The sequence below is a fragment of the Bacillus sp. FF-1 genome (genome assembly GCF_028548245.1).
GTDB lineage: Bacteria > Bacillota > Bacilli > Bacillales > Bacillaceae_G > Bacillus_A > Bacillus_A paranthracis.
This window is the reverse complement of the sequence record NZ_JAQQGG010000001.1, coordinates 520,337-542,996: the sequence shown is the minus strand read 5'-3', so window position 1 is coordinate 542,996 and position 22,660 is coordinate 520,337. Positions and strand designations below refer to the sequence as shown.

Below are 22,660 nucleotides of genomic sequence, written 5' to 3'. Positions count from 1 at the left end.
TAGAATGTACAATAAATTTAGATTATAAGAAAGGGGATGCCATAATGTTTGACGATAGACTTACTATTTCAGCTGAACAGCAGAAGCTCATTTCCAACGCAACTCGTATTCAAATTCTTCACCTTTTAAAAGACGAAGCACTCACTGCAAAACAAGTAGCTACTAAACTAAACAAATCTACTGGTAGCGTACATTATCACGTTCAAATTTTATATGATGGAGGGTTACTTGAATTAGTAGACACGAAGGAAAAACGAGGGATTATTGAAAAATATTACAAGGCAAAATCTGCTCATTTCTATATTGAAGAAAGCGGCACAGAGGGAACGAATACAGGTAGTCATATTGTTTCTCATTTATTTTTAACTCCAGAGGAATTACAACAGCTTACTTGGGAGGTTACACAAGTTTTATTACGCTGGGAAAACAAAACCGCTCGTCAATCTAACTCTGAAGAGGAATACGCTATTTCCTGCAGGATAAAAAAACAATGAAAGAAAGGTTCAGCTGCTCATGAAAAATAAATTATTATTATTGTCGGGAACAGGAATTTCTCGTTTAGGTGATTTTATGTATCTCATCGCCTTAAACGTAATGGTGTTACATAGCACAAACTCTCCTGCTGCTGTAGCAGGATTATGGATTGTCGGTCCAATTGCGACCGTTGTTACAAAAATTTGGTCTGGTAGCATAGTAGATCGATTAAACAAACGGTCCATTATGCTTATCACAGATATCATTCGAGCAGTTCTCATTGGCTGCGTTCCACTATTTGATTCTATTTGGGCCATTTATATTTTTATCTTTTTAACTCGTATCGCTACATCATTTTTCGATCCAGCTTCATTTTCTTATAAAACAATGCTTATACCTGCTGAAGAACGCGCTCAATTCAACGCTTGGAGTAGCTTTTGTACAAGCGGGGCTTTTATTATCGGTCCAGCTCTTGCTGGAATACTTCTCACCACGCACTCAGCATCCTTTGTAATTTACTGCAACTCACTTTCCTTTCTACTTTCTACTATTCTCATTTATTTCTTACCTAATATTACGTTACAAACAAAGCAAAGCGAAGAAGTTGCAAATACTTTCGTACAAACATTACGAAGTGATTGGAAACAAGTTTTTTCATTCGCTCGAACTGAAACGTACATTATTCTCATATTCGTTTTATTTCAAGCGACTATGCTTGTCGCTATGGCACTTGATTCACAAGAAGTTGTTTTTACAAGACAAGTACTGTTTTTAACCGATATAGAATACAGTATGCTTGTTAGTATAACTGGCGCTGCTTACGTTTCCGGTTCATTTCTTGTCTCTCTCTTTGCCAAACGTTTACCAATTCAATATTGTATCGGATTAGGGACAATTTTCACAGCAATAGGCTATGTAATTTTCGCCTTTTCAAATTCATTTATCGTCGCGGCAGGCGGTTTCATTTTACTTGGCATTTCTTCATCATTTGCTGGTACTGGCTTTTTTACATTTTATCAAAATAACATCCCGGTTCATATGATAGGACGTATCGATAGCGTATTTGATTCCATAAAAAGTTTTATCCAAATCTTTTTCATTTTAGCAATTGGAGCATCCGCACAATTTCTTTCCGTTCAAATGACTGTAATAAGTAGCTCGTTACTCATCCTTTTCCTTTCCTGTTTATTAGCAATCCGAGTAATGACGCCTTCACGTGAAAAATATTTTAAGGCTACAGGATCATCATTGGAATATTAATTGCAACATATAAAGCGGCTACTTTGCCGCTTTTTTCCCCGTATGAAAGGCCAGTAAGCCTCCACTGATTAAAGTTTTACTTTATGTTAAAATATTAATGAAATTTGATTATGTGGGGGGGCTTTTTTGAATACTATATTCATGTTCATTTGTATTATATTAGTAGCTTCTATTTTACAAACAAGTACCGGTTTTGGCTTTTCTATTATGGCAACACCTTTCTTACTCATGTTATTTCTACCACAAGAAGCTATACAAATAAATATCATTTTATCATTCATTATTTCTATATCACTCATTTGGAAAATAAGAATGGACATTGATTGTATTCTACTGAAAAGATTAATTTTCGGCAGTATAGTTGGTGTTCCTTTTGGTATTATCATTTTCACTTCTATTAACATCAACACATTTAAATTAGCAATTAGCATCCTACTCTTACTATTAACTTTGATGCTAATCTGTAACTTTAAGATTCAATCAACAAAATCTAGAGATTTCATAGTTGGCGGATTATCCGGTCTTTTAACGACAAGTATCGGTATGCCAGGACCACCCCTGTTACTGTACTTTACAGGAACTGATACAAAAAAAGAGAAGCTGAGAGCAACTACTTTAGCTTTTTATCTATTTATATATTTCATTAGCCTACTAACGCAAATACTCTTTACTGGCACAAACAAGACAATTTGGGAATCAAGTTTTTACGCTATTCCAATCGTATTTCTAGGTTTGTATATAGGTCAAATTATTTTCAAATGGCTTAATCAACGAGTTTTTAAAATATTTACGTATATTCTTTTGAGTTGTACAGGTATATATCTTCTTATTGAAAGTTTGCATTTGTTATAAAAGGTGCTTTAGTATGTGTCATAACGGCGGATAAGTTTTCAATATTTTTAAACGTGATAACAATAAAAAGCGGCTATTATGCCGCTTTTTATTTTCAAATTAAATATTTTAAAACTAGAAGCCCACCCATCGCTATTACAAACACATTGAAAAAAATCAGCCAACTTTTTTCAAACTCTTTATATCTCTCTTCTTTCACCCCGCGTTGTTTTAGCTTCTCAATTACAGTTTTCAGTTCTTGCTCATGCTCGGTACTTCCTAATTGTATATAGTTATTATCTATAGTAATTCCATATACATTCTTCATTTTTTTATGTCGCGAAACTGCTTGAATTGAGTTTATTAGTACATTGTATTCATTTAATTTTTTAAAATAACAATCTAACGATTTAATTCGTAATCTTGTATTTGTTAAAACAATGTAATAATAAAAAGTAGCACCTGCAGTTATTATACTTGGGATAACTTTAGAATTCACAAGGCTCCCCTCTTCCACTAATATTTCACATTCAATTTCTTCTCCCTCTTGTAACTCTTTCCGAACTGATTCTTCCAACATTTGCACCGTTAATTTCTTCAATAATTCTCCGTTTTTCACATAATACTTATCTACATTTATAGTCTCATCCGCTTCTTTCTCCAAACGTGTAATCTCTTCCTCTGAATATTGGAGCTCATTTAACATAGATAATAATCTTTTATCCATATTACACACTCCCTTTCCATAGTTTTTGAATTTTTTTCTTCCCACGAGAAATTCGATTGTATATATAATCCGCCGTTACTTTTAATTCTTTTGCAATGTCATCAATGGAATACCCATCAATATACCTCTTTAAAAAGATATATCGATCTTTCTTATTTAAATCTTGAACTATTTCCATAATCTCTTCTTCTTGTTCTATGTCATACCTATCATGGACACCTGTATCTATCTCTACGTCTTTATCAATTTTATTCTCTTTATATACTTTCTTTTTATATTCCAACGCCTTTAGTTTAGTAATACCAATCATCCAAGATTTTAAGTTGCCCTTTTCTGTATCAAAATGGTCGATATGAAACCAAATAACAGTAAATACATCGTTATAACAATCATCCACATATTGTTTTTCAATAGGGGTACTTAACGATTTATGAATAATGTACAAAATTAATTTTCCATATTGATCAATCACTTCTTTCAAAGCATCTTGATCGCGTTTTTTCATAGCTATAATTAAATCCACTTCAGAATCGAAAATCATAAGCATCTTCCTTCCTCAATTCCCCTTTAGCAGCTGCCTTTACTTACTATTGGCATTTCATTCTCATTTTCTATCAATTTTGTAAAAAATTATTAATTTTTATTTCTATGTATATGATAACAAACAAAATACCTAAGTTCAGAAAGTAGTATCTACATTCTGAACTTAGGTATTAACAATCAAACTATTCACTTATGCTAACGTTTCATCACAAAGCTCTGTTACATTTTTAAAGTATTGCAAGTTCTCCTTCGCTGCAGGTTTGCCTTTTTTCTCATTTCTTATTAAATCCTTTTTCACTTAAAAACTCTTTCATATGCATTCTTTTTTCTTTAGACATAAATGAACTCATCGATTCCGTCCATGTTACGTTTTTTTGATTTGATGATCTTTCTTTATAATACGCGCTCATCGTTTCGTCGTATTCGTTTAATAATTCATCATATTTCTTTTCATCATATCCATTTTCATGAAGGATAGCTGCTATCGGTAAACGTGGTTTCACTCCGTGATCTTCATCTGGTACACCGACTGTCATTCCGAATACAGGATATACTTTATCTGGTAAATGAAGCAATTCGCTCACTTCTCCCGGATTATTACGAATACCACCAATATAACAAATACCGTATCCTAACGATTCTGCTGCTAACGCTAAGTTTTGCGCAAAGAGTGAAGCATCTACCGTTGCTACGATAAAGTCTTCCACTCCTTCATGCTTTATCTCTGTACCATGTTTTTCACATGCCATTTCAAGTCGTTTTAAATCTGCACAACAAACAAAGAATGCTGCGCAATCTTTCACATGACGATTTCCGGATAACTCTGCTAGTTTCGCCTTTAAGTCTTGATCGGTTATATATATAACAGAGTAAGCCTGTACAAAATGCGAGGAAGCAGCATGCTGCGCAGCTTGCACCATTCTTTCTACTACATCTTTCGGAATAGGTTCTTCTTTATATTTACGAACTGAAACGTGTTGCTCCATTTTATGTATCATCTCATTCATGAAAATCACTCCTTTTTCTCTTCCTAATGAAAAATTAACATATCTTTTCCAATATTCACAACTTATAAGCACAAAAAGAGCAATTCTTTTTGAATTGCTCTTTTTAAAAGATCTATTAATACGGTAAATGAAATTATATCGTCGATTTTTTCAATATATCAACGATTCCCTGCACTATATCGACGATTTTTCAAATATATCGTCGATTCGACAAAGAATATCGACTTACCGACAAATAACGACAAACTCACTCCGAATTATTCCTTATCTTATTACGCTGTTTTCAACACTTTAACACCTTTTACGATATTCCAAATGAAGTAATAAATCCCTACAAGAATGAATACTGCATATGTGATCATGATCCCAATTCCAGCACCATCAGATTGATTGAATCCTAAACCGTATATTCCTGATATCGCTACCCCTCCGAATAAAATTGCATATGGGAAAATATGTGACCAAAATGCTTTTTTCGCGTGATATTTCACTTCATCCTCTGCAACGAAGTACACGATAATTGGTAATAAAAATGGGGCAAAAAAGATACTAAAGTAACATAGTGAAGATAATATATTATTTCCTTTCATCCGATTCACCTCTAAATAGTTTTTGTTATCTTCATTATGTCAGGAATCCATTCTAGAAACTATCGCTTTACCTTTCATTAAGATGACATATTTGTAAGATTCCCCTCAAAAAATCCCGCCTAGAATGCTAGGCGGAATCACTTCCACTATATTCGATTCATAAACCAATATTGCGTAATGGCTAAATATTCACGTATATTCGATGGAATGACAATTCGCTTCGGTGTTTCGGCCGGAAGACCTTCTAATTGTAAACCTTGCTTAGCTGCTATTTTTTTCGCTCTAAACATGTGGAAATCGTTTGTTACGATCATTCCTTTTTTCATATTGTCCGGAATTAAAGGTTTTGAGAATTTAATATTTTCATCTGTACTCGTTGACTTATCTTCCATGATAATGCGATCTTCTGCAATTTTTAGTTTCATTAATCCATTTTTCATTGCTAATGCTTCTGAAATATCTTCCCCTTTTCCTTTTCCTCCAGACACAATAGCAATTGCTTTCTCATGTGCTTTCAAATACTCAGCTGCTTTATCAATACGATATTGCAATGAGTACGATGGTTTCGTTCCGTTTACTTTCGAGCCTAATACAATGATATAATCAGCTTCATAGGTCGCATTCATGTGCCCATGCTTATAAATGTTATATTGTAAAAATCCCACATAAACGGCGCAAACCATTATAATTCCTATCATATACTTCATTATTTTTTTCTTTCTCATATCTATATACTCCTATGTTCTTTGCTTCTTTCATGATAATATCCATTTATTTGTTTGTATACAGACAAATTCCAAATCACCCTAATTTATCCTCTAGAAAGTAATATTTATATTTCTTTCGGGAACAGTAAGTACAACTTTGCACGAAGGAGTGTCTCTATTGCTTCTCTTTTTATGTAACGTATCGTTCTTTTTTATTTTATTTTTACTATCACTTAAGATGCTCGGTAAATCAGCTTTAGCACAACTAACTCCTCATGATTTTGGTGCGATTATCTTTTTATCTTATTTAGCTTTTCAAGCCATACCAGTCTCTGGTGCTTTGCAAGCTTTTCTCGGTATGGTTGTAATTACATGTTTACATTTAATCCTTACAAAATTAAGCCTATTCAACAAACTAAATCGTTTTATTCTCGGGCACCCGATTATTTTAATTAAACATGGTGATATTATTTTTGAGAACTTACAAAAAAGTAGGTATCCCATTGCTGAATTACTTTCTAATCTTCGCGTTGCAGGATACCCGAGTGTTCATGAAATTGAATACGCTATTTTAGAAGCGAATGGAGCCATTAGCATTTTACCAAAGCGTGAACTTGTACCATTAACTCCGAAAGATTTGAATATAGATGTTAAGTATGCTGGATTACCAATTGCCCTTATCGTCGATTCACAAATTCAATACGATAACTTAAAGTTAATTCATAAGGACGAAAAGTGGTTATATAAAGAATTAAAAGAAAAAGGAATTACAAACATTAAAAACGTTGCCTTTGCGTCTGTTCAAGAAACAGATGGATCTTTTGCTATTAGTTTAAAAAAATAGAAAATCCCCTTCATTTCTTAAGGGGATTTTCTTCATTATATCGCTTCTTTCTTTCCCGCCATATTTAATGGAACAGGATGTTTCATACGATTCATCGTAAATACGATAATCGCTGTCAATACTTCCGCTACTGGCATAACGAGCCAAATTCCGTTTATCCCAAATAATTTCGGCATAATCCATAATAATGGAATAATAAATAGTAACCCTCGGCTCATTATAATAAGTACTGATTTTGTCGTTTGTCGCACTGATTGGAAGTACTCTCCATATACAATGTTATAGCCTAAAAATACGTATTGGATAAAGAACAGGCTCATACCCGTTAATGTTAACTCCAATAACTCTGGAGATTGGACATCAAATAGACCAATAATATATTTCCCAAAGAATAATCCGACAATTATTGCAACGCCTCCAAGTACAACTGCAATTTTCACAGCAAACTGTAATCCTTCACGTAATCTTTCTGATAAATTTGCACCGTAATGGAAACTAGCAATTGGTTGTAACGCTGCTCCAACGCCGAAGAATAGTAGTAATGTCATCGCATGGATACTGTTTACCATCGCATAGGAAGCTACTCCTACTTCTCCTGCATATTGAACGAATGCAATATTAAAACCAATCGTTACAATCGCTACTGTACTTTCGGCTGTAAAACTTGGAAAACCTATTATCATAATTTGTTTAACTGTATCCCATTCAAAATGGAATTTCGTCCATTTTAAAATACTACTTTTTCTAAAGAAGTGTGTTAATAATACAAGGAAACCAATCGCTGCTGAAAGAATAGTTGCTGAAGCAGCTCCTGTTACGCCCCATTTAAAGATGAAAATAAAGATATAGTCAAACACTATATTTAATACAGCTGTTACAACTAAACCTGCCATTGCTAAATTAGGATTTCCATCATTTCGTATAAATGTACTTAAAATATTTTCTAAAACGTATATCATTCCAAATGTTAATAATACGTGTAAATAGTCTAACGCATACGGTAAAATCACTTCGTTTGCACCGAATAAGTATGCTAAGTCTTCTATTCTCCATAAGCAAATCGCCGCTAAAACGCCTACAATAATGACTGCTACTGTCATGGATTGAGTAAAAATAGACCTTGCTCTTTCAATTTTATTTTCACCTAATGCAATGGAATATAACGTTGCCCCGCCCATTCCAATCCATAATGAAATAGAGAAGAAAATTGAAAACGCTGGAATAGCCACGTTTACTCCTGCTAAACCGTTCGCCCCAACTCCTCTACTAATCATGACAGCGTCAATTACAATATTCACTGACATTAATACCATTCCAAGAACGGCTGGTATTAAATAAGAAATAAATAAACTTTTTATCGGTTTTTCTCTTAATTTTTCTGTTGCTTCCATACTATTTTGCTCCTTTTTTTCAACTCTCTTTTCTTAGTTTAAACCTTCAAGTAACTTGAAGGTCAATAGAGAATTTGAAAAATAGGTAACTTACTTATCGTGTTTCATGCCAATTTGTAATGATACGAGTGCTACAACTTATTGCTTTATTTTTTCATTATAGGAATTTGAATTTCTGTTACTTGCTCCTCTGGATTTTCTGTTACAGACCAATCGATTAATCCAATCTCAATCGCATCTCCACTTACCTCATATCCTTCTTGATCAATGTATGCAAGTAATTCCTTATACGTTGCACCTGTTTCTTCATACGGTCCATGATGATAAGAACAAGCATATAAACCTTCCTTAATCTCATCTGAACTCTGTACTTGGAAAGGCATGTAATCCAAAAGAATAAAAACACTGCTATATGCTTGAAACTCATTTTGCATGAATCCTTTTTTCGCGACTGTTACACCGATATCTCCAGAAAATAAGCTATCATCCATTTGCCTCATATTTTTTTGCAACGAATGAATGTAGTACTCAAACATATCATCCGTCGTATCCGGGGCAACAGCAATAGCTGTTATTTTTCGCTGCGGGATCTCTTTTATTACCACTTGTTCAGCTTTTGCTTTTGTTGCTTCCTTAATTAAATGAATTCTATGCTCCATTTTCGCCAAAGCATACTCAATTTCTCTTTGTTTTTTCAACATCATCTCTTGTTGTTTTTCCAGTAAATTGAGTGCATATGCTGGATTTCTTTCATCAATATATTTCTTAATTTCCTTTAATGGAATGTTTAATTGGCGTAAAAACTTAATCGTATCTAATAGTGAAAATTGATCGATTGTATAATAACGATAATTTGTTTGCGGGTCCACAGTGGACGGATGAAAAATTCCCTTCTCATCATAATAGCGTAAAGTAGATTCCGCTATATTATGCATTTTTGCCATTTCTCCAATTGTAAAGCGTTTATTTAATAACATCTTTTATTTCCTTCCATTTCTATTTATTTCATTATATGTTCATTCTGTCTTCAAAACAAAAAAGAATTCTCCTACGAGAATTCTTTTTATTAACTCTTAAACCTCTATTATTATAGGAAGGATCATCGGTTTTCTTTTCGTATTCGTATATATATACTTCCCTAAAGCTTCTCTTACTTCTCTTTTCAAAATACCCCAACTATTCACTTTCTCTTTCTTCAAATTATTAATTGTAATAACAGCTAATTTATTTAATTCCTTCAAAAACTCTTCTGAATCACGAACATAGACGAATCCACGAGAAATAATATCAGGACCTGAAATTATTTCTCCATCCACTTTATTAAAAGTAATAACTATAACGAGCATTCCATCTTCTGAAAGTTGTTTCCGATCACGTAATAATGCATTTCCAACATCACCAATTCCTAATCCATCTACATATATATTTCCTGCTTGTATTTTTCTCGATTGAACGGCCACTTCATTACTTATATCTACAACATCTCCATTACGAACGATAAAGATATTCTCTTTTTCAACACCAATTGATTCTGCTAACAAACTATGGTGATGTAGCATTCTAAACTCTCCATGAATTGGGATAAAATATTTTGGCTTCATTAATGTGAGCATTAACTTTAATTCTTCTTGATATGCATGGCCAGATACATGGACTCCAGTAGAACTGCCTGATCCGTAAATCACTCTTGCCCCTAATGCAAATAAGTTATCGATAATTCGCGAAACGTTACGTTCATTTCCTGGAATAGGAGTCGCAGCTATAATAACTGTATCTTCTGGTAAAACATCTACTTGCCTATAGTTTCCACTAGCTAAACGGGCTAAAGCTGCCATTGGTTCTCCTTGACTTCCTGTACAAAGTATTGCGACCTGCGATGGATCTAAACGATTTACCTCACTTGCTTCAATTAACATACCATCTGGAATATTTAGATACCCTTTCTCTAGAGCAACTTCTACTACATTTACCATACTTCTGCCGAGCAAAGCCAGTTTTCGATTTGTTTTTATACAAGCTTCAACTATTTGCTGAACACGATTCACATTAGAAGCAAATGTAGAAATAATTACTTTTCTATTTGCTTTCATAAATATTTCCTCTATCCGTTCTCCTACCGATCTCTCTGATGGAGTAAAACCTGGTCGTTCTGCATTTGTACTTTCCGATAGTAAAGCTAGTACACCTTCACTACCTATTTTAGCCATTTTATGAATATCAGGATGTTGGTTATTTACTGGTGTTAAATCAAATTTAAAATCCCCAGTATGTACTACATTACCTTCTCGAGTATGAAACACAATACCGAGACAATCTGGAATACTATGATTCGTTTTAAAAAATGTCGTCTTAATAGAACCGAGATCAATTTCTGATTCTGCGTGAATGACGATTAATTCTGTATCATTTTGAAGATTATGCTCTTTTAATTTAATTTCAATTAAACCTAACGTTAACTTCGTCGCATAAATTGGTACGTTTAGTTGTTTTAAAAAATATGGTATTCCGCCAATATGGTCTTCATGTCCGTGCGTCACGACTAACCCGCGAATTTTTTCTTTATTTTCTTGTAAGTATGTGATGTCTGGAATGATTAAATCAATTCCTAATAAACTTTCATCTGGAAATTTAGATCCACAATCAATAACGACAATATCATTTTCATATTGAATAGCGTACATATTTTTCCCTATTTCATTTACTCCACCTAAAGCAACGATAGACAAGTTATTTTTTAATGACTTCAAATGATAAGTCCTCCCTTTCACATTTATAATTCGTGAAATAGCATTTAGGCTTTATTATTTGTAATAAAAAAGGACTTCATACTATTTCATACATATAAAATCCACACGCTAATCTTATATGTATATCCCTAATAACACCGTCTCTCTCTAAAAAAGCTCCCATTTTTTCATTGATTTTTTGCAAAATATATTATATATTAATTACAGGTTCAAATTACAAGTTCAAAAGAACTTGTAATCAGATCCTTTGTTTAATGGGTTTTACATATTTTCATTAGGCAAATTCCGAGAAATCGTATGATAAAAATAAAAATGATAAGGAGAGGATCCGATGGAATTCGAATTTTTCTTTCAAATTGCACTTATTTTATTAAGTACAAAGCTTGCTGGTGATCTTAGTGTTAGATTAGGCCAACCTTCTGTACTCGGTAAATTAATTGTCGGTATCGTTATCGGTCCAGCTGTATTAGGTTGGATTGAAAACTCAGAACTTCTAACACAATTAAGTAATGTTGGTGTTATTCTTTTAATGTTTATGGCAGGACTTGAAACAGACTTAGAGGAATTAAACGCAAATCGTAATTCTTCTTTAGCTGTTGCACTTGGAGGTATCATTCTTCCATTCGTAGGTGGTTACGTTTCTGGTCTTATTATGGGAATGGAACAAGGAAATGCTGTATTTTTAGGATTACTTCTATGTGCGACAAGTGTTAGTATTTCCGTACAAACACTTCGCGATTTAGGAAAGATGAAAACACGTGAAAGTACAACTATGCTAGGCGCAGCTGTATTTGATGACATTCTTGTCGTTATTTTATTAGCATTTGCAATGAGCTTCTTAGGTACAGACGATGTTAACTTAACAATGATTATCTTGAAGAAAGTTGTATTCTTCGCTTCTATTATTTTAATCGGATGGAAAGGTGTTCCTGCGATTATGCGCTGGTTATCACCGCTACGCGTATCTGAGTCTATCGTGAGCGCGGCTCTTATCATCTGTTTCTCATTCGCATATTTCGGCGAACTATTAGGAATTGCTGGTATTATCGGTGCTTTCGCAGCTGGTATCGCTATTTCTCAAACGAACTACAAACATGAAGTAGAAAAGAAAGTAGAGCCAATCGCTTACGCTATGTTCGTTCCAATATTCTTCGTAAGTATCGGTATGAATATTACATTTGACGGTATTGGCGATCAAATTTGGTTCATCCTAGCATTAACAGTAATCGCTGTATTAACGAAACTAATCGGTTGTGGCTTAGGTGCACGAATGACTGGATTTGATGCTAAGTCTTCTGCAATTATCGGTTCTGGAATGGTTTCTCGTGGTGAAGTTGCACTTATCATCGCAGGAACAGGACTTTCTTCAGGTCTACTAGCACAAGATTACTTTACAGCTATCGTTATTGTCGTTATTTTAACTACAATGATTACACCACCAATGTTAAAATACACTTTTGGTGCAAAAGATAAAGCAATGAAAGCAAGTAAATAAGTTTAATAAAAAAGAAGCTTACTATCTTATAAGATAGTAAGCTTCTTTTTCGTTTTATCTTTAAACAATCCCGTTCGTTTTTAACCATTTTCAAAAATAATTCGTGCTTCATCATCATCATCAATATCATTACGAAATGAATACACCATAATGCCATAATCATCTACATATTCACCTAGCTTCATTTCCTCCACTTTCTTATAAAAATCGTCTACCTCATAGTGTGGAATATACGCATCCCAAACTGGTTCATGTATTCTTTTGTACGCTGTCACTTCTAAATCATATCCATCTTCATAATATCCGATGTGATAATGTTTACTAGGTTCATATTTCTTCATAATAAATTCCCTTCTCTTTGAAAATTTATCATATTTCACATCATAAACAAAAGCGAGCTGTATATTACAGCTCGCTTCATTCATTAAATACGTTCCATCGCTGTCTTCAACGTTCCAACAACAAAGGCAATTTCCTCACTTGAAATAATAAGCGGTGGTGCTAGCGTTAAAACGTTATTATATCCTGCTGTTGTCATACCGTTTCGTCCTATAATTAACCCTTTTTCTTTACAAGCATTTACAACACTTGCAATTTTGTCGTTATCAATTGGCTCTTTCGTCTCTTTATCATTTACTAGTTCAATTCCAACTAGTAGTCCTTTTCCTCTAATATCCCCTACAAGTGGATGTTCTCCAATTTCTTCTTTTAATTGCTCTAATAAAAGCGAGCCCATTTGTGCAGAGCGCTCAATTAAATTTTCATTCTCCATAATTTCTAAGTTTTTAAGTGCTAGTGCACAAGCTGCAGGATTTCCACCAAATGTATTAATATGACGGAAGAATTCATATTCTCCCTTTCCTTTAAATTCTTCATATATTTCTTTTTTCACAGCTGTTGCTGATAATGGTAAATATGCACTTGTAATCCCTTTTGCCATTGTAATAATATCTGGTTTCACATCATAATTCATAAATCCAAATGCCTTTCCTGTACGCCCAAAACCGCAAATCACTTCATCGCTAATGAGCAAGGCACCGTGTTTTTGACACGTTTCATGAACAGCTTTCATATAGTCTTGTGGCGGCATTAAAATGCCTCCGCCTGTAATAATTGGTTCCATAATAAAAGCTGCAATCGTTTCACTTAGTTCCCATGTCATGACCCGATCTACTTCTTTTACACATTCTACATCATAAATGTTCTCTCTTTCTATTCCAGGCATACGATAACAATCTGGCGGCGTTACATGTAAAAATCCTGAAGCAAATGGCTCATATTGATATTTACGCTGCGCTTGCCCTGTCGCTGCCATCGTTGCCATTGTATTCCCATGATAGCCGCGGTAACGTGACATAAATTTATAACGATGTGGCTCACCTTTTTGCGCATAGTATTGTCTTGCTATTTTAAAAGCTGTTTCGTTCGCTTCCGAACCACTATTAGAGAAGAAAATAACATACTCTCCTCCAAGCCATTCATTTAATTTTTCTGCAAGCTTTATAGCCGGTTCATGTGATTGTGACATCGGAAAGTATGATAATGTTTGTAATTGCTTATAGGCCGCCCCTGCAAGCTCTTTTCTGCCATATCCACTATTCACACACCAAAGACCACTCATACCATCTAAATATCTTTTTCCTTGTATATCTTCAACCCAGCACCCTTCTGCTTTTGCCCCTACCATTGTACTATTTGGACTAAAGGGACGCATTCCGTGCCAAACATATTGCTCATCTTTTGCTAATAATTCATCAGTCTGTTTCGTTTTCATCATTTCTTCCACCTTCCATAACAACTTATTTTTCACAAAAGCTGCGCTGGTACCATGATGATTTAAATTTCTCCCTGCTTATTTTCATTCCACAAAATTAAGACAAATCCTACTTACAAAGCAGTATTATTTACAAGAAAATGACAAAAGAAAAAGGAGCTTTTCTTATCTATCGAAAAGCTCCTCTTTTTTAATGCGAAGACGCGTCACTAATACCATGCCCAGTATTAGATTTCACGAGAATTTCATCAAATTTCGCTGCATCTTCTTTCTTACTAGATAAAACAGTTCCTAAATACGCTGCAAGAAATCCAAGCGGAATCGAAATAATTCCAGGTGTCGTATATGGGAATATCGCTTCCCCGACAAATATAGCTTTTCCAGCTACAGGGTTCCATACATTTGGGCTTAACGCTACAAGAACAATAGCTGATACAAGACCAGCAATCATACCAGAGATGGCACCTGTTGTATTGAAGCGCTTCCAATATATTGTGAATAATATAACTGGCAAGTTTGCACTCGCTGCAACTGCAAATGCTAACGAAACTAAAAATGCTACGTTCAATGTTTGAGCAAATAACGCTAGTATAATAGACAATACCGCTACTCCAATAGACGCATAACGAGCCATGGATACTTGCTCTTTTTCCGTTGATTTTCCCTTGCGGATAATTTCATTATAAAAATCATGTGCGAATGCGGATGCTGCTGTTAATACAAGGCCTGCCACTACAGCTAAAATCGTTGCAAAGGCAATTGCTGATACGAAAGCAAATAAGAAATCTCCGCCCAATGCTTTCGCTAATAAAGGTGCTGCCATATTACCAGCAGGGTTTGCTTTCATAATCGCCTCATTCCCTACAAACGCCGCTGCCCCAAACCCTAAGAAAATTGTCATAATATAAAATGCGCCAATTAACCACGTAGCGTATACGACAGATTGACGTGCTGTTTTTGCATCACGTACTGTAAAAAAGCGAACAAGAATGTGTGGTAATCCTGCCGTACCAAGGACTAGTCCTAAATTTAAAGATAGTGTATCAAGACCATCTTTATACTTTACTCCTGGATTTAAAAACGAATCTTTTAATGGAGTTGCTGTTTTCATTTGAGCAAACATTTCCGTCACACTAAAATTAAATTTTGCGAAAACGATAACAGAAATAATAAATGTACCAGCCATAAGTAATACAGCCTTAACAATTTGCACCCAGCTCGTCGCGGTCATTCCGCCAAAAATAACGTACACTGTCATTAATGTACCAACAATTAAAACGGATGTTGTATATTCGATCCCTAATAATAACTTAATAAGTGCACCCGCCCCAACTAATTGTGCAATCATATAAAAAATTGAAATCGTCATCGTATTAAGCGCTGCAACTCCGCGAACTTTTTTCGCGTCAAAACGCGCCGCAATCATATCCGCTAACGTGTACTTCCCTAAATTCCTTAGCGGTTCTGCGACAAGGTATAGAACAACTAAATAAGCAACTAAAAAGCCGATACTATAAAAGAAACCATCAAACCCAGTTAATGCGATCGCTCCAGCTATACCAAGAAAAGACGCAGCAGACATATAATCTCCCGCAATGGCCAGACCATTTTGCCAACCAGTTAATCCCCCTCCAGCTGTATAAAACTCACTCGCATTTTTCGTTTTTTTCGATGCAAAATAGGTTATGACGAGCGTACCAAGGACAATAATTAAAAATAGTGCAAATGCCGTCGTATTCAAGTTCAGCCCCTCCCTTTTTGCATATTTTGTAGAATTTTTTGCGAGATTTCATCAAAGGATTCCGCCTTTTTGCTATAAATCATACATAAAGCCCAAGTCATAATAAATTGTGCAAAAGCAAATACCCACGCCCACGTAACATCACCAAATGCCGGTGTATTGAGTACCTTTGAATACGATGTTAAAATAGGTAACGCAATAAAAAAACTTAAAAAGAAAATACTCATTGGAACGATAAACTTCTTTTTCTTATTTAATAACAATTGAAATTCTTCTGACTGAACAACCTCTGTATAATTCACCTCATTTTGTAACTTACGTGCTGACGTATCATCTCTTTTCATTCTCTTATCCCCTCTCTTACTAGAAATGCAATTCCCCCTTGTATACCTAAAGACTAAATTTTATAAATATTCAGAAACTTATTTTCATTTTAGACAATCCATACATTCCTGCAAAGATTTTTCGATAGACATTTTTCGGCATTTTCCCCTAAGTTTTTAATATACTTTTTCAAAATAAAGTGACACCTTACTTATTTTTTCCTCATTAAAACAAAAGCAGTGCTTAACGCACTACTTTTTTCTTTTTTTCCTTTTCTAAATTACGAGCTGTTTCGCTTAATTCAACGTCTTTTCCATCTTTAAGCGTTCCAAATATGAAATCGAATACTGGATTTGAAACACCAAACCAAAACTTTTCATTTTTATAATGGTGTAATATGTGCTGTTTTTTTAGCCATCTTCCAAACTTAGTAACAGGACGAATTGGCTTATGTGCAATATAATGTTTCCATTCATAAACGAGAAGCATAATAATCATTCCAATTCCGAACGAAAGTGCAATAGTAACACTTTTTGTTATAGCATATGATATAAGTAAATATATAGTAAAACTCGGTATACTAAACCATACAGGTAAAAATAACAGTTTTAAATCATCTGGATAGACGTGATGGTCATAATGTAATCTTCTTAGCATTTTTAATAAAAATACGTTTTTAGGTGGTTTTAAGTGAAATAAAAAACGGTGTGTCATATATTCGTTTAGCGTATAAAAAATAATACCAAACAAACAAGCTAACAAACCGATCCATGTGAAAAATTGCATTTTTAAAATAATGATAAAAACAAATAAAATACTATACATAATAACGATATCATGTTGTAAAAAGAACTCTTTCCCCACCCTCTTCATTTTCCTTCCCCCTTTTCAAAAAAAACAGTCGCAACATATCGTTACGACTATTTCTTTTCTATATCTTATTCTATACGCTTTACAAATTTGCCTGTTGCTCTATTGTCGAGAAAAAATTGTTCGGTCCAAATATATTTTGCTTCGGAATAATATGTTCCACCGCAAACACTGTTACTTCTCCTCTTTGTACCTCTCCAATGATAAGCCCAAATATTTCATGATTTACAGCAAACGTTGGTTGCTTTGTTTGTAGTAATCTTGCTGCATTCTGAAATACCGCTTCATATAGTGGATTTCTATCAGTAATTTCTTTTCTGATTTTTGGTGCTAACGTAATAATGATTTCTTTTCCGTCAATAGTGGTTCGATACATAAAAATCTCCCCTTCAATCTTATGTGAACAACTGTAAAGCTTTGTATGCAAAATGGATAGAATATCCTACTAAAATAATACCTGCTCCGGCTGTTATATAGCCAAGTGCTTTTTGCTTTAATAAAGTTCTGCCAAAATGGACAGAAAAAGCAATATTTACATTCCATAAAATAATACCAACGATAATACAAAGACTATACAAAAAGGCTTCTTGTTTCGTTACCTTCGTAAGCAATGAGCTAAGTGTACTTCCGTATATACCAAACCAAAAAACAAGATTTAATGGATTGGATATCGCAATTAAAAAACCTGCCATAAACGATTGTTTAAGGCCGCCTACCTCTTCTTTTTTATATTCCATATTCGATTGAGAAATTCCTTGTTTTACACTTTGAAATCCTAAATAAAATAATAAGAAAAACCCTGTGCAATACATAAAAGCTTGTACATATGTATACATAAACAGAGAAGATAAACCGAAATAGATGAGAAGCATAAACAAAATATCTGCTGTCATTCCACCAATTCCAACAACCCACGCATGCCAAAAACCTCGTTCAATTCCTCGTTTTAACATTTCAATATTAATCGGACCTACTGGCGCAGCTAATGAAATACCTAATACAATTTGTTGTATAATCGCTCCAAACATCACTCTATCCTTTCTACTTCCTTACTATTAAGTAATGATGTAATAATTAAAAATAGACTAGCTTCCCTCAAAATATTTACTACTAAAATACCCTTTTTTATCCAAAATATGCAAAAGAGCCATCCAGATGATGACTCTTACTTTTCTATCTTATGAAGAAAAGGACATTTTCCTTTTAACGGTTCTACATCGTCTCCTATAAAGTATTGTTTCCATTCACGATGATCCGAATCACCATAATGACTAATGTTAGGATGTTTCGGCAGCTGATCCCACTTTTCAACTCGCTCACGGACCGTTTGCCTAGAATATGCTCCTTTAGGACGATCCCCTTCTAATCCATCAAATATAGTACGTGGCTGAAATCCAATAACGAGAGAATTTCCTAAATGCCTAGTTTTTCGTTGTTTATAGGCTGGTGCGTTTCCAAATGCGAATATCGGTTCCCCGCCAAATGAAAATTCCCATAAGTAATGGTCTGGGTCTTTAGGAATTTGCTTTGGCCATGTTTCCTTATCGTTTTCATGTAAATATTGTAGTACTTTCCAAAAGTAATCGCGGTAATATTCCAGTGATTGCTCCTCACATTCCGGTTCTACAAAAAGAAAAAAGCCTCTTCTTACAATTGGACGCTCTTTCATTAGCTCTAAAAAAGATAACATTGTATGCGGCAAATGACTCCAATCATTATGAGATAGAAAGGAATAGCGAAGCTCATTCTTTTTCAAAGCAGTTAAACCAAAATAACATGGGAAAGTTGGTTCTAATACGACGTTAGAAAAATTTTCAAATTCTTTTGCAACCCAATTTGGTATATCCGTTCTCATTCTCATTCCTTCATTATCTAATAAATAAGACTCATTCATTCTTTCACCCCATTATGTATAGCATTCAATTAAGACTATTACATACTTGGCCTGTCCTATACCTATTTAAAAATTTGGTTAAAAAATTATTTAAAAATACAAAAAAATAAAATCGCTTACTTGACTAAATTCTCCCAATTCGTGTATATTTAAATTAATCATTTAGCAGAATATTCAAGATTATAGCATTTTTAGTTTATATTATCTTTTCAAATGAATTTCACTAAATGAAAAAAGCAAATGTTTTTAGGAGGAATTGTAACATGCAAGGAAAAGTAAAATGGTTTAACAACGAAAAAGGTTTTGGATTTATCGAAATTGAAGGCGCTGACGATGTATTCGTACATTTCTCTGCTATTCAAGGCGAAGGCTACAAAGCTTTAGAAGAAGGTCAAGAAGTATCTTTCGATATCACTGAAGGAAACCGTGGACCTCAAGCTGCTAACGTAGTAAAACTTTAATCCAACATATGACAGGAGGTTACCCTACTTGGTAACCTCCTTTGTTATTCCTTTGTATATTTCCGTTTTCCAGAGCAAAAACTATGTGAAATGCGCACTATACAAAGGAGGAATTATTAATGGGATCAGAAGTAAATGATTTTGAAGAAGTGAAATTCCGTGTAGAAACAGCACAAAAAATGGTAGGATCAGCGACAATTTCAATGGATCCAGATACATTAGAGCATGCTACTACTGCTGTAGAAGCAGCTCGCTCTCAGCTTGAAATTATGAAATCTGTTGCAACAGATTTAGACGAGCCATTTTTAATAAATGAGGAAAAGAAATTAAGCGAGTGTGAGCATCAATTAAATGAAGCGAAGCACTAAAAAACATCCAGAGAGTTTTCTCTGGATGTTTTTTCATGACAACTGTTCCCCATATTTTTTCAATGTTTCTCCAACTGTACATTGTCTTATACAAAAGGAATGAGCATAATACTTACTATTTGTCTTTCGATTATGTTCTCGCAAAAAACATCCTTCACAATACGTTTCTAATAAGTCATTTACCTCTGTAATGAGTTGCTTTTTATCCACCTTTGCACCTCTCTATTCGGTTATTTCTTTATGACTATCAATCACTGTTCCTTCTAATGCTTGCGTAGCTAATTGATGTGCTTCTTTATTTTGTTTTCTTGATATAGGCTCACATACAAGTTTTAATTTCATTTGCTTTGCTTTTTGCTCAATTTGGTCTAAATAATGATTTAAATGTTCATCATAACAAGGCCATTCTCCAGCCAATTGCTGCAGTACAACTTGAGAATCTCCGCGAAGCGTGACCGCTTCATACTTAATCCCTAATTCCTCGAGTATATTCATGCTATATAGTAATGATGCATATTCCGCTTCATTATTATCATATATGCCTTCTATATATGCATTACGGCGAATTCGGTATTTTGTATTTCCTTTTTTATAGTATACACATATGCCTATACCAGCTTCTTTCGTCTGTACATCATAGCCGCCATCAAAATAAACGAGTATTTCTTGGGGTTCTTCCTCCACTTGTTTGCTCAGCTTCTTCATTTCCTTTAATGACCATTCTGCATCCATTTCATCGTAAAATAATAATTCTTTCATTCTTCCTGTTTTCTCGAAATCCTCCGCAAATTGAAGTGCTTCTTCTATGTTCATATAATCTGTCGTTAATTCCGTCTGAAAACCGCGTTTTGTTTTATATAACCAATGAATTTTATATTTCATACTAGATTCCCCTTATGTAAGACTTCTTATATGTATCCAGCTAATGAAAGCCTCACTTTATTTTATTATATTTTATCAAGAGTCAAAGAATTATATTCAATATTATCACATGCAAAAAGAGCTATCCCTATAGGAATAGCTCTTTCATCTATTACATAAATCTTTCAAATTGTACTCGTTTATTAATCCAGTACATTACAGGCATACCAATCGCCATAACAACAAATTCACCGATTGCACATGTTAACCAAGTCAACATGAATGGTAAATCAAATGCAAGATGAAGTTCAATTGCAATCATAAACATTGTAATTGTAAAAATGACTGTATTAAAAATCATACGAGCCCAAACACCTTTAATAAATCGCATAGAAATAATCGTTGCAACTAATGCAAGAATAGATTGCCCTACTCCAAATACTAAATCGTAAGCGATCATAGGTGAGAAAAAGAGATTCGTTAAAAATACACCTAATACAATTCCGTAAATTGCTTTCTTATTAAATACAACGAGATGATTAAACATCTCTGAAATACGAAACTGTACATTCGTAAAGCCAAATGGCTGAATAAGCATAGAAACAGCAATATATAATGCCGCTAAAATACCATTACCGACTAAAGTTCTAATATTCATGACAAAATCTCCTTAGTTTTTTTACGTGGGATGGTTTCGAACCACGTTATTCGTTTTTTAAGCAACAAGATTATATTTTACGCGTTAGCCCCCCTTTCGTCAATAGATTCCTACCATGAACTACCCTTTTTCTTTTAGACAACGTATAATGAAATATATGAAAGATTTAGGAGGTTTTATTTCATGACTGCAACAATTCAAAATGAAAAAGTGATCGTTACCATCTCTGACAAAGGTGCAGAATTACAAAGCGTTCTCTTAAAAGAAGACAATACAGAATACTTATGGCAAGGTGATGCTACTTATTGGGGACGCCGTGCACCAATTTTATTCCCAATCGTCGGCCGATTAGTAGATAATACATACTACGTAGATGGTAAACCTTATTCTTTAACACAACACGGCTTTGCTCGTGATCTTACATTCTCTGTAGAAGAACAAAGTGAAACGAAAATCACCTACATTGTAACTAGTAATGAAGAAACATTAAAAAAATACCCATATGAATTCAAATTACTCGTTTCTTATGAACTAGACGGACAAACCGTTCATGTAACATACGAAGTGAATAACCCTGCTTCAAAAGAGATGTTCTTCTCAATCGGAGCACATCCTGGTTTCAATTTCCCGTTATTAGAGGGCGAGTCATTTACAGATTACCATCTATCTTTTAATGGTCCAGAGCGTTTAGAAACGAGCGTATTAGAAGGACCTTACCTTTCAAATAAGAAGCAACTAATTGCTGAAAGTACGAATGAGTTGCCACTTACATACGACCTATTTAAAAACGATGCACTTATTTTTGAAAATATGAATACAGATGAAATCTCCATCCGTTCTCATAAACATAATAAATTCGTAAAAGTAGAATTTGACGGATTCCCATTTGTCGGCGTATGGACACCAGGCGAGAATGCACCTTTCTTATGTATTGAACCTTGGTACGGAATTGCTGATGAAGTAAATCCAGCAAAAGATTTCAAGGAAAAAAAAGGAATTCAATCTTTACAAGCGAATGAAACATTTACATGTCGTTATAGTATTACAATCGGCTAAGTTACTCTATCCCCTACTTCAAAGAAACATATAAGTA

At 34.2% G+C, this 22,660-nt stretch carries 27 protein-coding genes and 1 riboswitch; of the genes, 8 read left to right on the top strand and 19 right to left on the bottom strand.

Annotation, left to right across the window (positions count from 1 at the left end; translation table 11 throughout):
• Positions 1 to 44: 44 nt before the first annotated feature.
• The 3 genes from PQF83_RS02900 (at position 45) to PQF83_RS02890 (ending at position 2,586) form a co-directional block, all read left to right on the top strand.
• A complete protein-coding gene (locus PQF83_RS02900; protein ID WP_000459093.1) occupies positions 45 to 494 on the top strand; it encodes an ArsR/SmtB family transcription factor in 450 nt (149 codons plus the stop codon).
• Positions 495 to 513: 19 nt separating this feature from the next.
• Positions 514 to 1,734, top strand: coding sequence for an MFS transporter (locus tag PQF83_RS02895; protein ID WP_000791689.1), 1,221 nt, complete (start codon positions 514 to 516; stop codon positions 1,732 to 1,734).
• Between the two features lie 126 nt (positions 1,735 to 1,860).
• Positions 1,861 to 2,586, top strand: a complete 726-nt coding sequence (locus PQF83_RS02890; protein ID WP_001092070.1) for a sulfite exporter TauE/SafE family protein — start codon at positions 1,861 to 1,863, stop codon at positions 2,584 to 2,586.
• Between the two features lie 94 nt (positions 2,587 to 2,680).
• On the opposite strand, the gene PQF83_RS02885 is transcribed toward PQF83_RS02890, so the two are convergent.
• The 5 genes from PQF83_RS02885 to PQF83_RS02865 form a co-directional block, all read right to left on the bottom strand.
• Positions 2,681 to 3,292: a flagellar motor switch protein FliG gene (locus tag PQF83_RS02885; protein WP_000361349.1), complete on the bottom strand. Its 612-nt coding sequence runs from the start codon at positions 3,290 to 3,292 to the stop codon at positions 2,681 to 2,683.
• A 1-nt stretch (position 3,293) separates the two neighbouring features.
• Complete coding sequence (locus PQF83_RS02880; protein ID WP_001997136.1) at positions 3,294 to 3,839, bottom strand: sigma-70 family RNA polymerase sigma factor; 546 nt, start codon at positions 3,837 to 3,839, stop codon at positions 3,294 to 3,296.
• A 268-nt stretch (positions 3,840 to 4,107) separates the two neighbouring features.
• Positions 4,108 to 4,842: an oxygen-insensitive NADPH nitroreductase gene (gene nfsA, locus PQF83_RS02875; protein ID WP_001004520.1), complete on the bottom strand. Its 735-nt coding sequence runs from the start codon at positions 4,840 to 4,842 to the stop codon at positions 4,108 to 4,110.
• 272 nt (positions 4,843 to 5,114) lie between these two features.
• Positions 5,115 to 5,432, bottom strand: coding sequence for a DUF4870 domain-containing protein (locus PQF83_RS02870; RefSeq protein ID WP_000678046.1), 318 nt, complete (start codon positions 5,430 to 5,432; stop codon positions 5,115 to 5,117).
• A 146-nt stretch (positions 5,433 to 5,578) separates the two neighbouring features.
• Complete coding sequence (locus tag PQF83_RS02865) at positions 5,579 to 6,130, bottom strand: YdcF family protein (RefSeq protein WP_306447215.1); 552 nt, start codon at positions 6,128 to 6,130, stop codon at positions 5,579 to 5,581.
• Positions 6,131 to 6,317: 187 nt separating this feature from the next.
• Here PQF83_RS02865 and PQF83_RS02860 point away from each other — a divergent pair, with 187 nt between their 5' ends.
• Positions 6,318 to 6,983: a DUF421 domain-containing protein gene (locus tag PQF83_RS02860; protein WP_000923932.1), complete on the top strand. Its 666-nt coding sequence runs from the start codon at positions 6,318 to 6,320 to the stop codon at positions 6,981 to 6,983.
• A 35-nt stretch (positions 6,984 to 7,018) separates the two neighbouring features.
• On the opposite strand, the gene PQF83_RS02855 is transcribed toward PQF83_RS02860, so the two are convergent.
• From PQF83_RS02855 to PQF83_RS02845, 3 genes are all read right to left on the bottom strand, one after another.
• Complete coding sequence (locus tag PQF83_RS02855) at positions 7,019 to 8,374, bottom strand: MATE family efflux transporter (protein WP_000388378.1); 1,356 nt, start codon at positions 8,372 to 8,374, stop codon at positions 7,019 to 7,021.
• A gap of 146 nt (positions 8,375 to 8,520) precedes the next feature.
• On the bottom strand, positions 8,521 to 9,351 hold the full coding sequence (locus PQF83_RS02850; protein WP_000925955.1) for a MerR family transcriptional regulator: 831 nt from the start codon (positions 9,349 to 9,351) through the stop codon (positions 8,521 to 8,523).
• A 96-nt stretch (positions 9,352 to 9,447) separates the two neighbouring features.
• Positions 9,448 to 11,121, bottom strand: a complete 1,674-nt coding sequence (locus PQF83_RS02845; protein WP_000838577.1) for a ribonuclease J — start codon at positions 11,119 to 11,121, stop codon at positions 9,448 to 9,450.
• 331 nt (positions 11,122 to 11,452) lie between these two features.
• Here PQF83_RS02845 and PQF83_RS02840 point away from each other — a divergent pair, with 331 nt between their 5' ends.
• The gene (locus PQF83_RS02840) at positions 11,453 to 12,616 is read left to right on the top strand and encodes a cation:proton antiporter (protein ID WP_000393886.1); all 1,164 of its coding nucleotides are present in this window, start codon (positions 11,453 to 11,455) and stop codon (positions 12,614 to 12,616) included.
• Positions 12,617 to 12,696: 80 nt separating this feature from the next.
• Here PQF83_RS02840 and PQF83_RS02835 read toward each other — a convergent pair whose 3' ends face one another.
• The 8 genes from PQF83_RS02835 to PQF83_RS02800 form a co-directional block, all read right to left on the bottom strand.
• Complete coding sequence (locus tag PQF83_RS02835; protein WP_002163712.1) at positions 12,697 to 12,957, bottom strand: DUF3986 family protein; 261 nt, start codon at positions 12,955 to 12,957, stop codon at positions 12,697 to 12,699.
• 83 nt (positions 12,958 to 13,040) lie between these two features.
• Entirely contained in the window at positions 13,041 to 14,390 is a 1,350-nt protein-coding gene (locus PQF83_RS02830) for an aspartate aminotransferase family protein (RefSeq protein WP_000850981.1), read from the bottom strand.
• Between the two features lie 190 nt (positions 14,391 to 14,580).
• Entirely contained in the window at positions 14,581 to 16,131 is a 1,551-nt protein-coding gene (locus PQF83_RS02825) for a solute symporter family protein (protein WP_001098246.1), read from the bottom strand.
• Between the two features lie 2 nt (positions 16,132 to 16,133).
• A complete protein-coding gene (locus PQF83_RS02820; RefSeq protein WP_000817360.1) occupies positions 16,134 to 16,475 on the bottom strand; it encodes a DUF485 domain-containing protein in 342 nt (113 codons plus the stop codon).
• Between the two features lie 223 nt (positions 16,476 to 16,698).
• Positions 16,699 to 17,328 (bottom strand): sterol desaturase family protein, encoded by a 630-nt coding sequence (locus PQF83_RS02815; RefSeq protein ID WP_000832150.1) that lies wholly within the window; start codon positions 17,326 to 17,328, stop codon positions 16,699 to 16,701.
• 79 nt (positions 17,329 to 17,407) lie between these two features.
• Positions 17,408 to 17,701 (bottom strand): hypothetical protein, encoded by a 294-nt coding sequence (locus PQF83_RS02810; protein WP_000286373.1) that lies wholly within the window; start codon positions 17,699 to 17,701, stop codon positions 17,408 to 17,410.
• A gap of 19 nt (positions 17,702 to 17,720) precedes the next feature.
• On the bottom strand, positions 17,721 to 18,353 hold the full coding sequence (locus tag PQF83_RS02805) for a LysE family transporter (RefSeq protein ID WP_000466557.1): 633 nt from the start codon (positions 18,351 to 18,353) through the stop codon (positions 17,721 to 17,723).
• A gap of 137 nt (positions 18,354 to 18,490) precedes the next feature.
• Complete coding sequence (locus tag PQF83_RS02800) at positions 18,491 to 19,219, bottom strand: YqcI/YcgG family protein (protein ID WP_001005933.1); 729 nt, start codon at positions 19,217 to 19,219, stop codon at positions 18,491 to 18,493.
• A gap of 263 nt (positions 19,220 to 19,482) precedes the next feature.
• Here PQF83_RS02800 and cspB point away from each other — a divergent pair, with 263 nt between their 5' ends.
• Entirely contained in the window at positions 19,483 to 19,680 is a 198-nt protein-coding gene (gene cspB, locus PQF83_RS02795) for a cold shock-like protein CspB (RefSeq protein WP_001161727.1), read from the top strand.
• A 119-nt stretch (positions 19,681 to 19,799) separates the two neighbouring features.
• Complete coding sequence (locus tag PQF83_RS02790; RefSeq protein WP_000534391.1) at positions 19,800 to 20,048, top strand: DUF2564 family protein; 249 nt, start codon at positions 19,800 to 19,802, stop codon at positions 20,046 to 20,048.
• Positions 20,049 to 20,081: 33 nt separating this feature from the next.
• On the opposite strand, the gene PQF83_RS02785 is transcribed toward PQF83_RS02790, so the two are convergent.
• From PQF83_RS02785 to PQF83_RS02775, 3 genes are all read right to left on the bottom strand, one after another.
• Positions 20,082 to 20,258 carry a zinc-finger domain-containing protein gene (locus PQF83_RS02785; protein WP_000358801.1) on the bottom strand — a complete coding sequence of 59 codons (177 nt, stop codon included), beginning with the start codon at positions 20,256 to 20,258 and terminating at the stop codon, positions 20,082 to 20,084.
• A 12-nt stretch (positions 20,259 to 20,270) separates the two neighbouring features.
• Complete coding sequence (locus PQF83_RS02780; RefSeq protein WP_000875516.1) at positions 20,271 to 20,930, bottom strand: ribonuclease H family protein; 660 nt, start codon at positions 20,928 to 20,930, stop codon at positions 20,271 to 20,273.
• A gap of 151 nt (positions 20,931 to 21,081) precedes the next feature.
• Complete coding sequence (locus tag PQF83_RS02775) at positions 21,082 to 21,567, bottom strand: QueT transporter family protein (RefSeq protein WP_001026467.1); 486 nt, start codon at positions 21,565 to 21,567, stop codon at positions 21,082 to 21,084.
• 6 nt (positions 21,568 to 21,573) lie between these two features.
• Positions 21,574 to 21,618, bottom strand: a riboswitch (PreQ1 riboswitch).
• Between the two features lie 132 nt (positions 21,619 to 21,750).
• Here PQF83_RS02775 and PQF83_RS02770 point away from each other — a divergent pair.
• Positions 21,751 to 22,623: an aldose 1-epimerase family protein gene (locus tag PQF83_RS02770; protein ID WP_000127428.1), complete on the top strand. Its 873-nt coding sequence runs from the start codon at positions 21,751 to 21,753 to the stop codon at positions 22,621 to 22,623.
• The last annotated feature ends 37 nt before the right edge of the window (positions 22,624 to 22,660 follow it).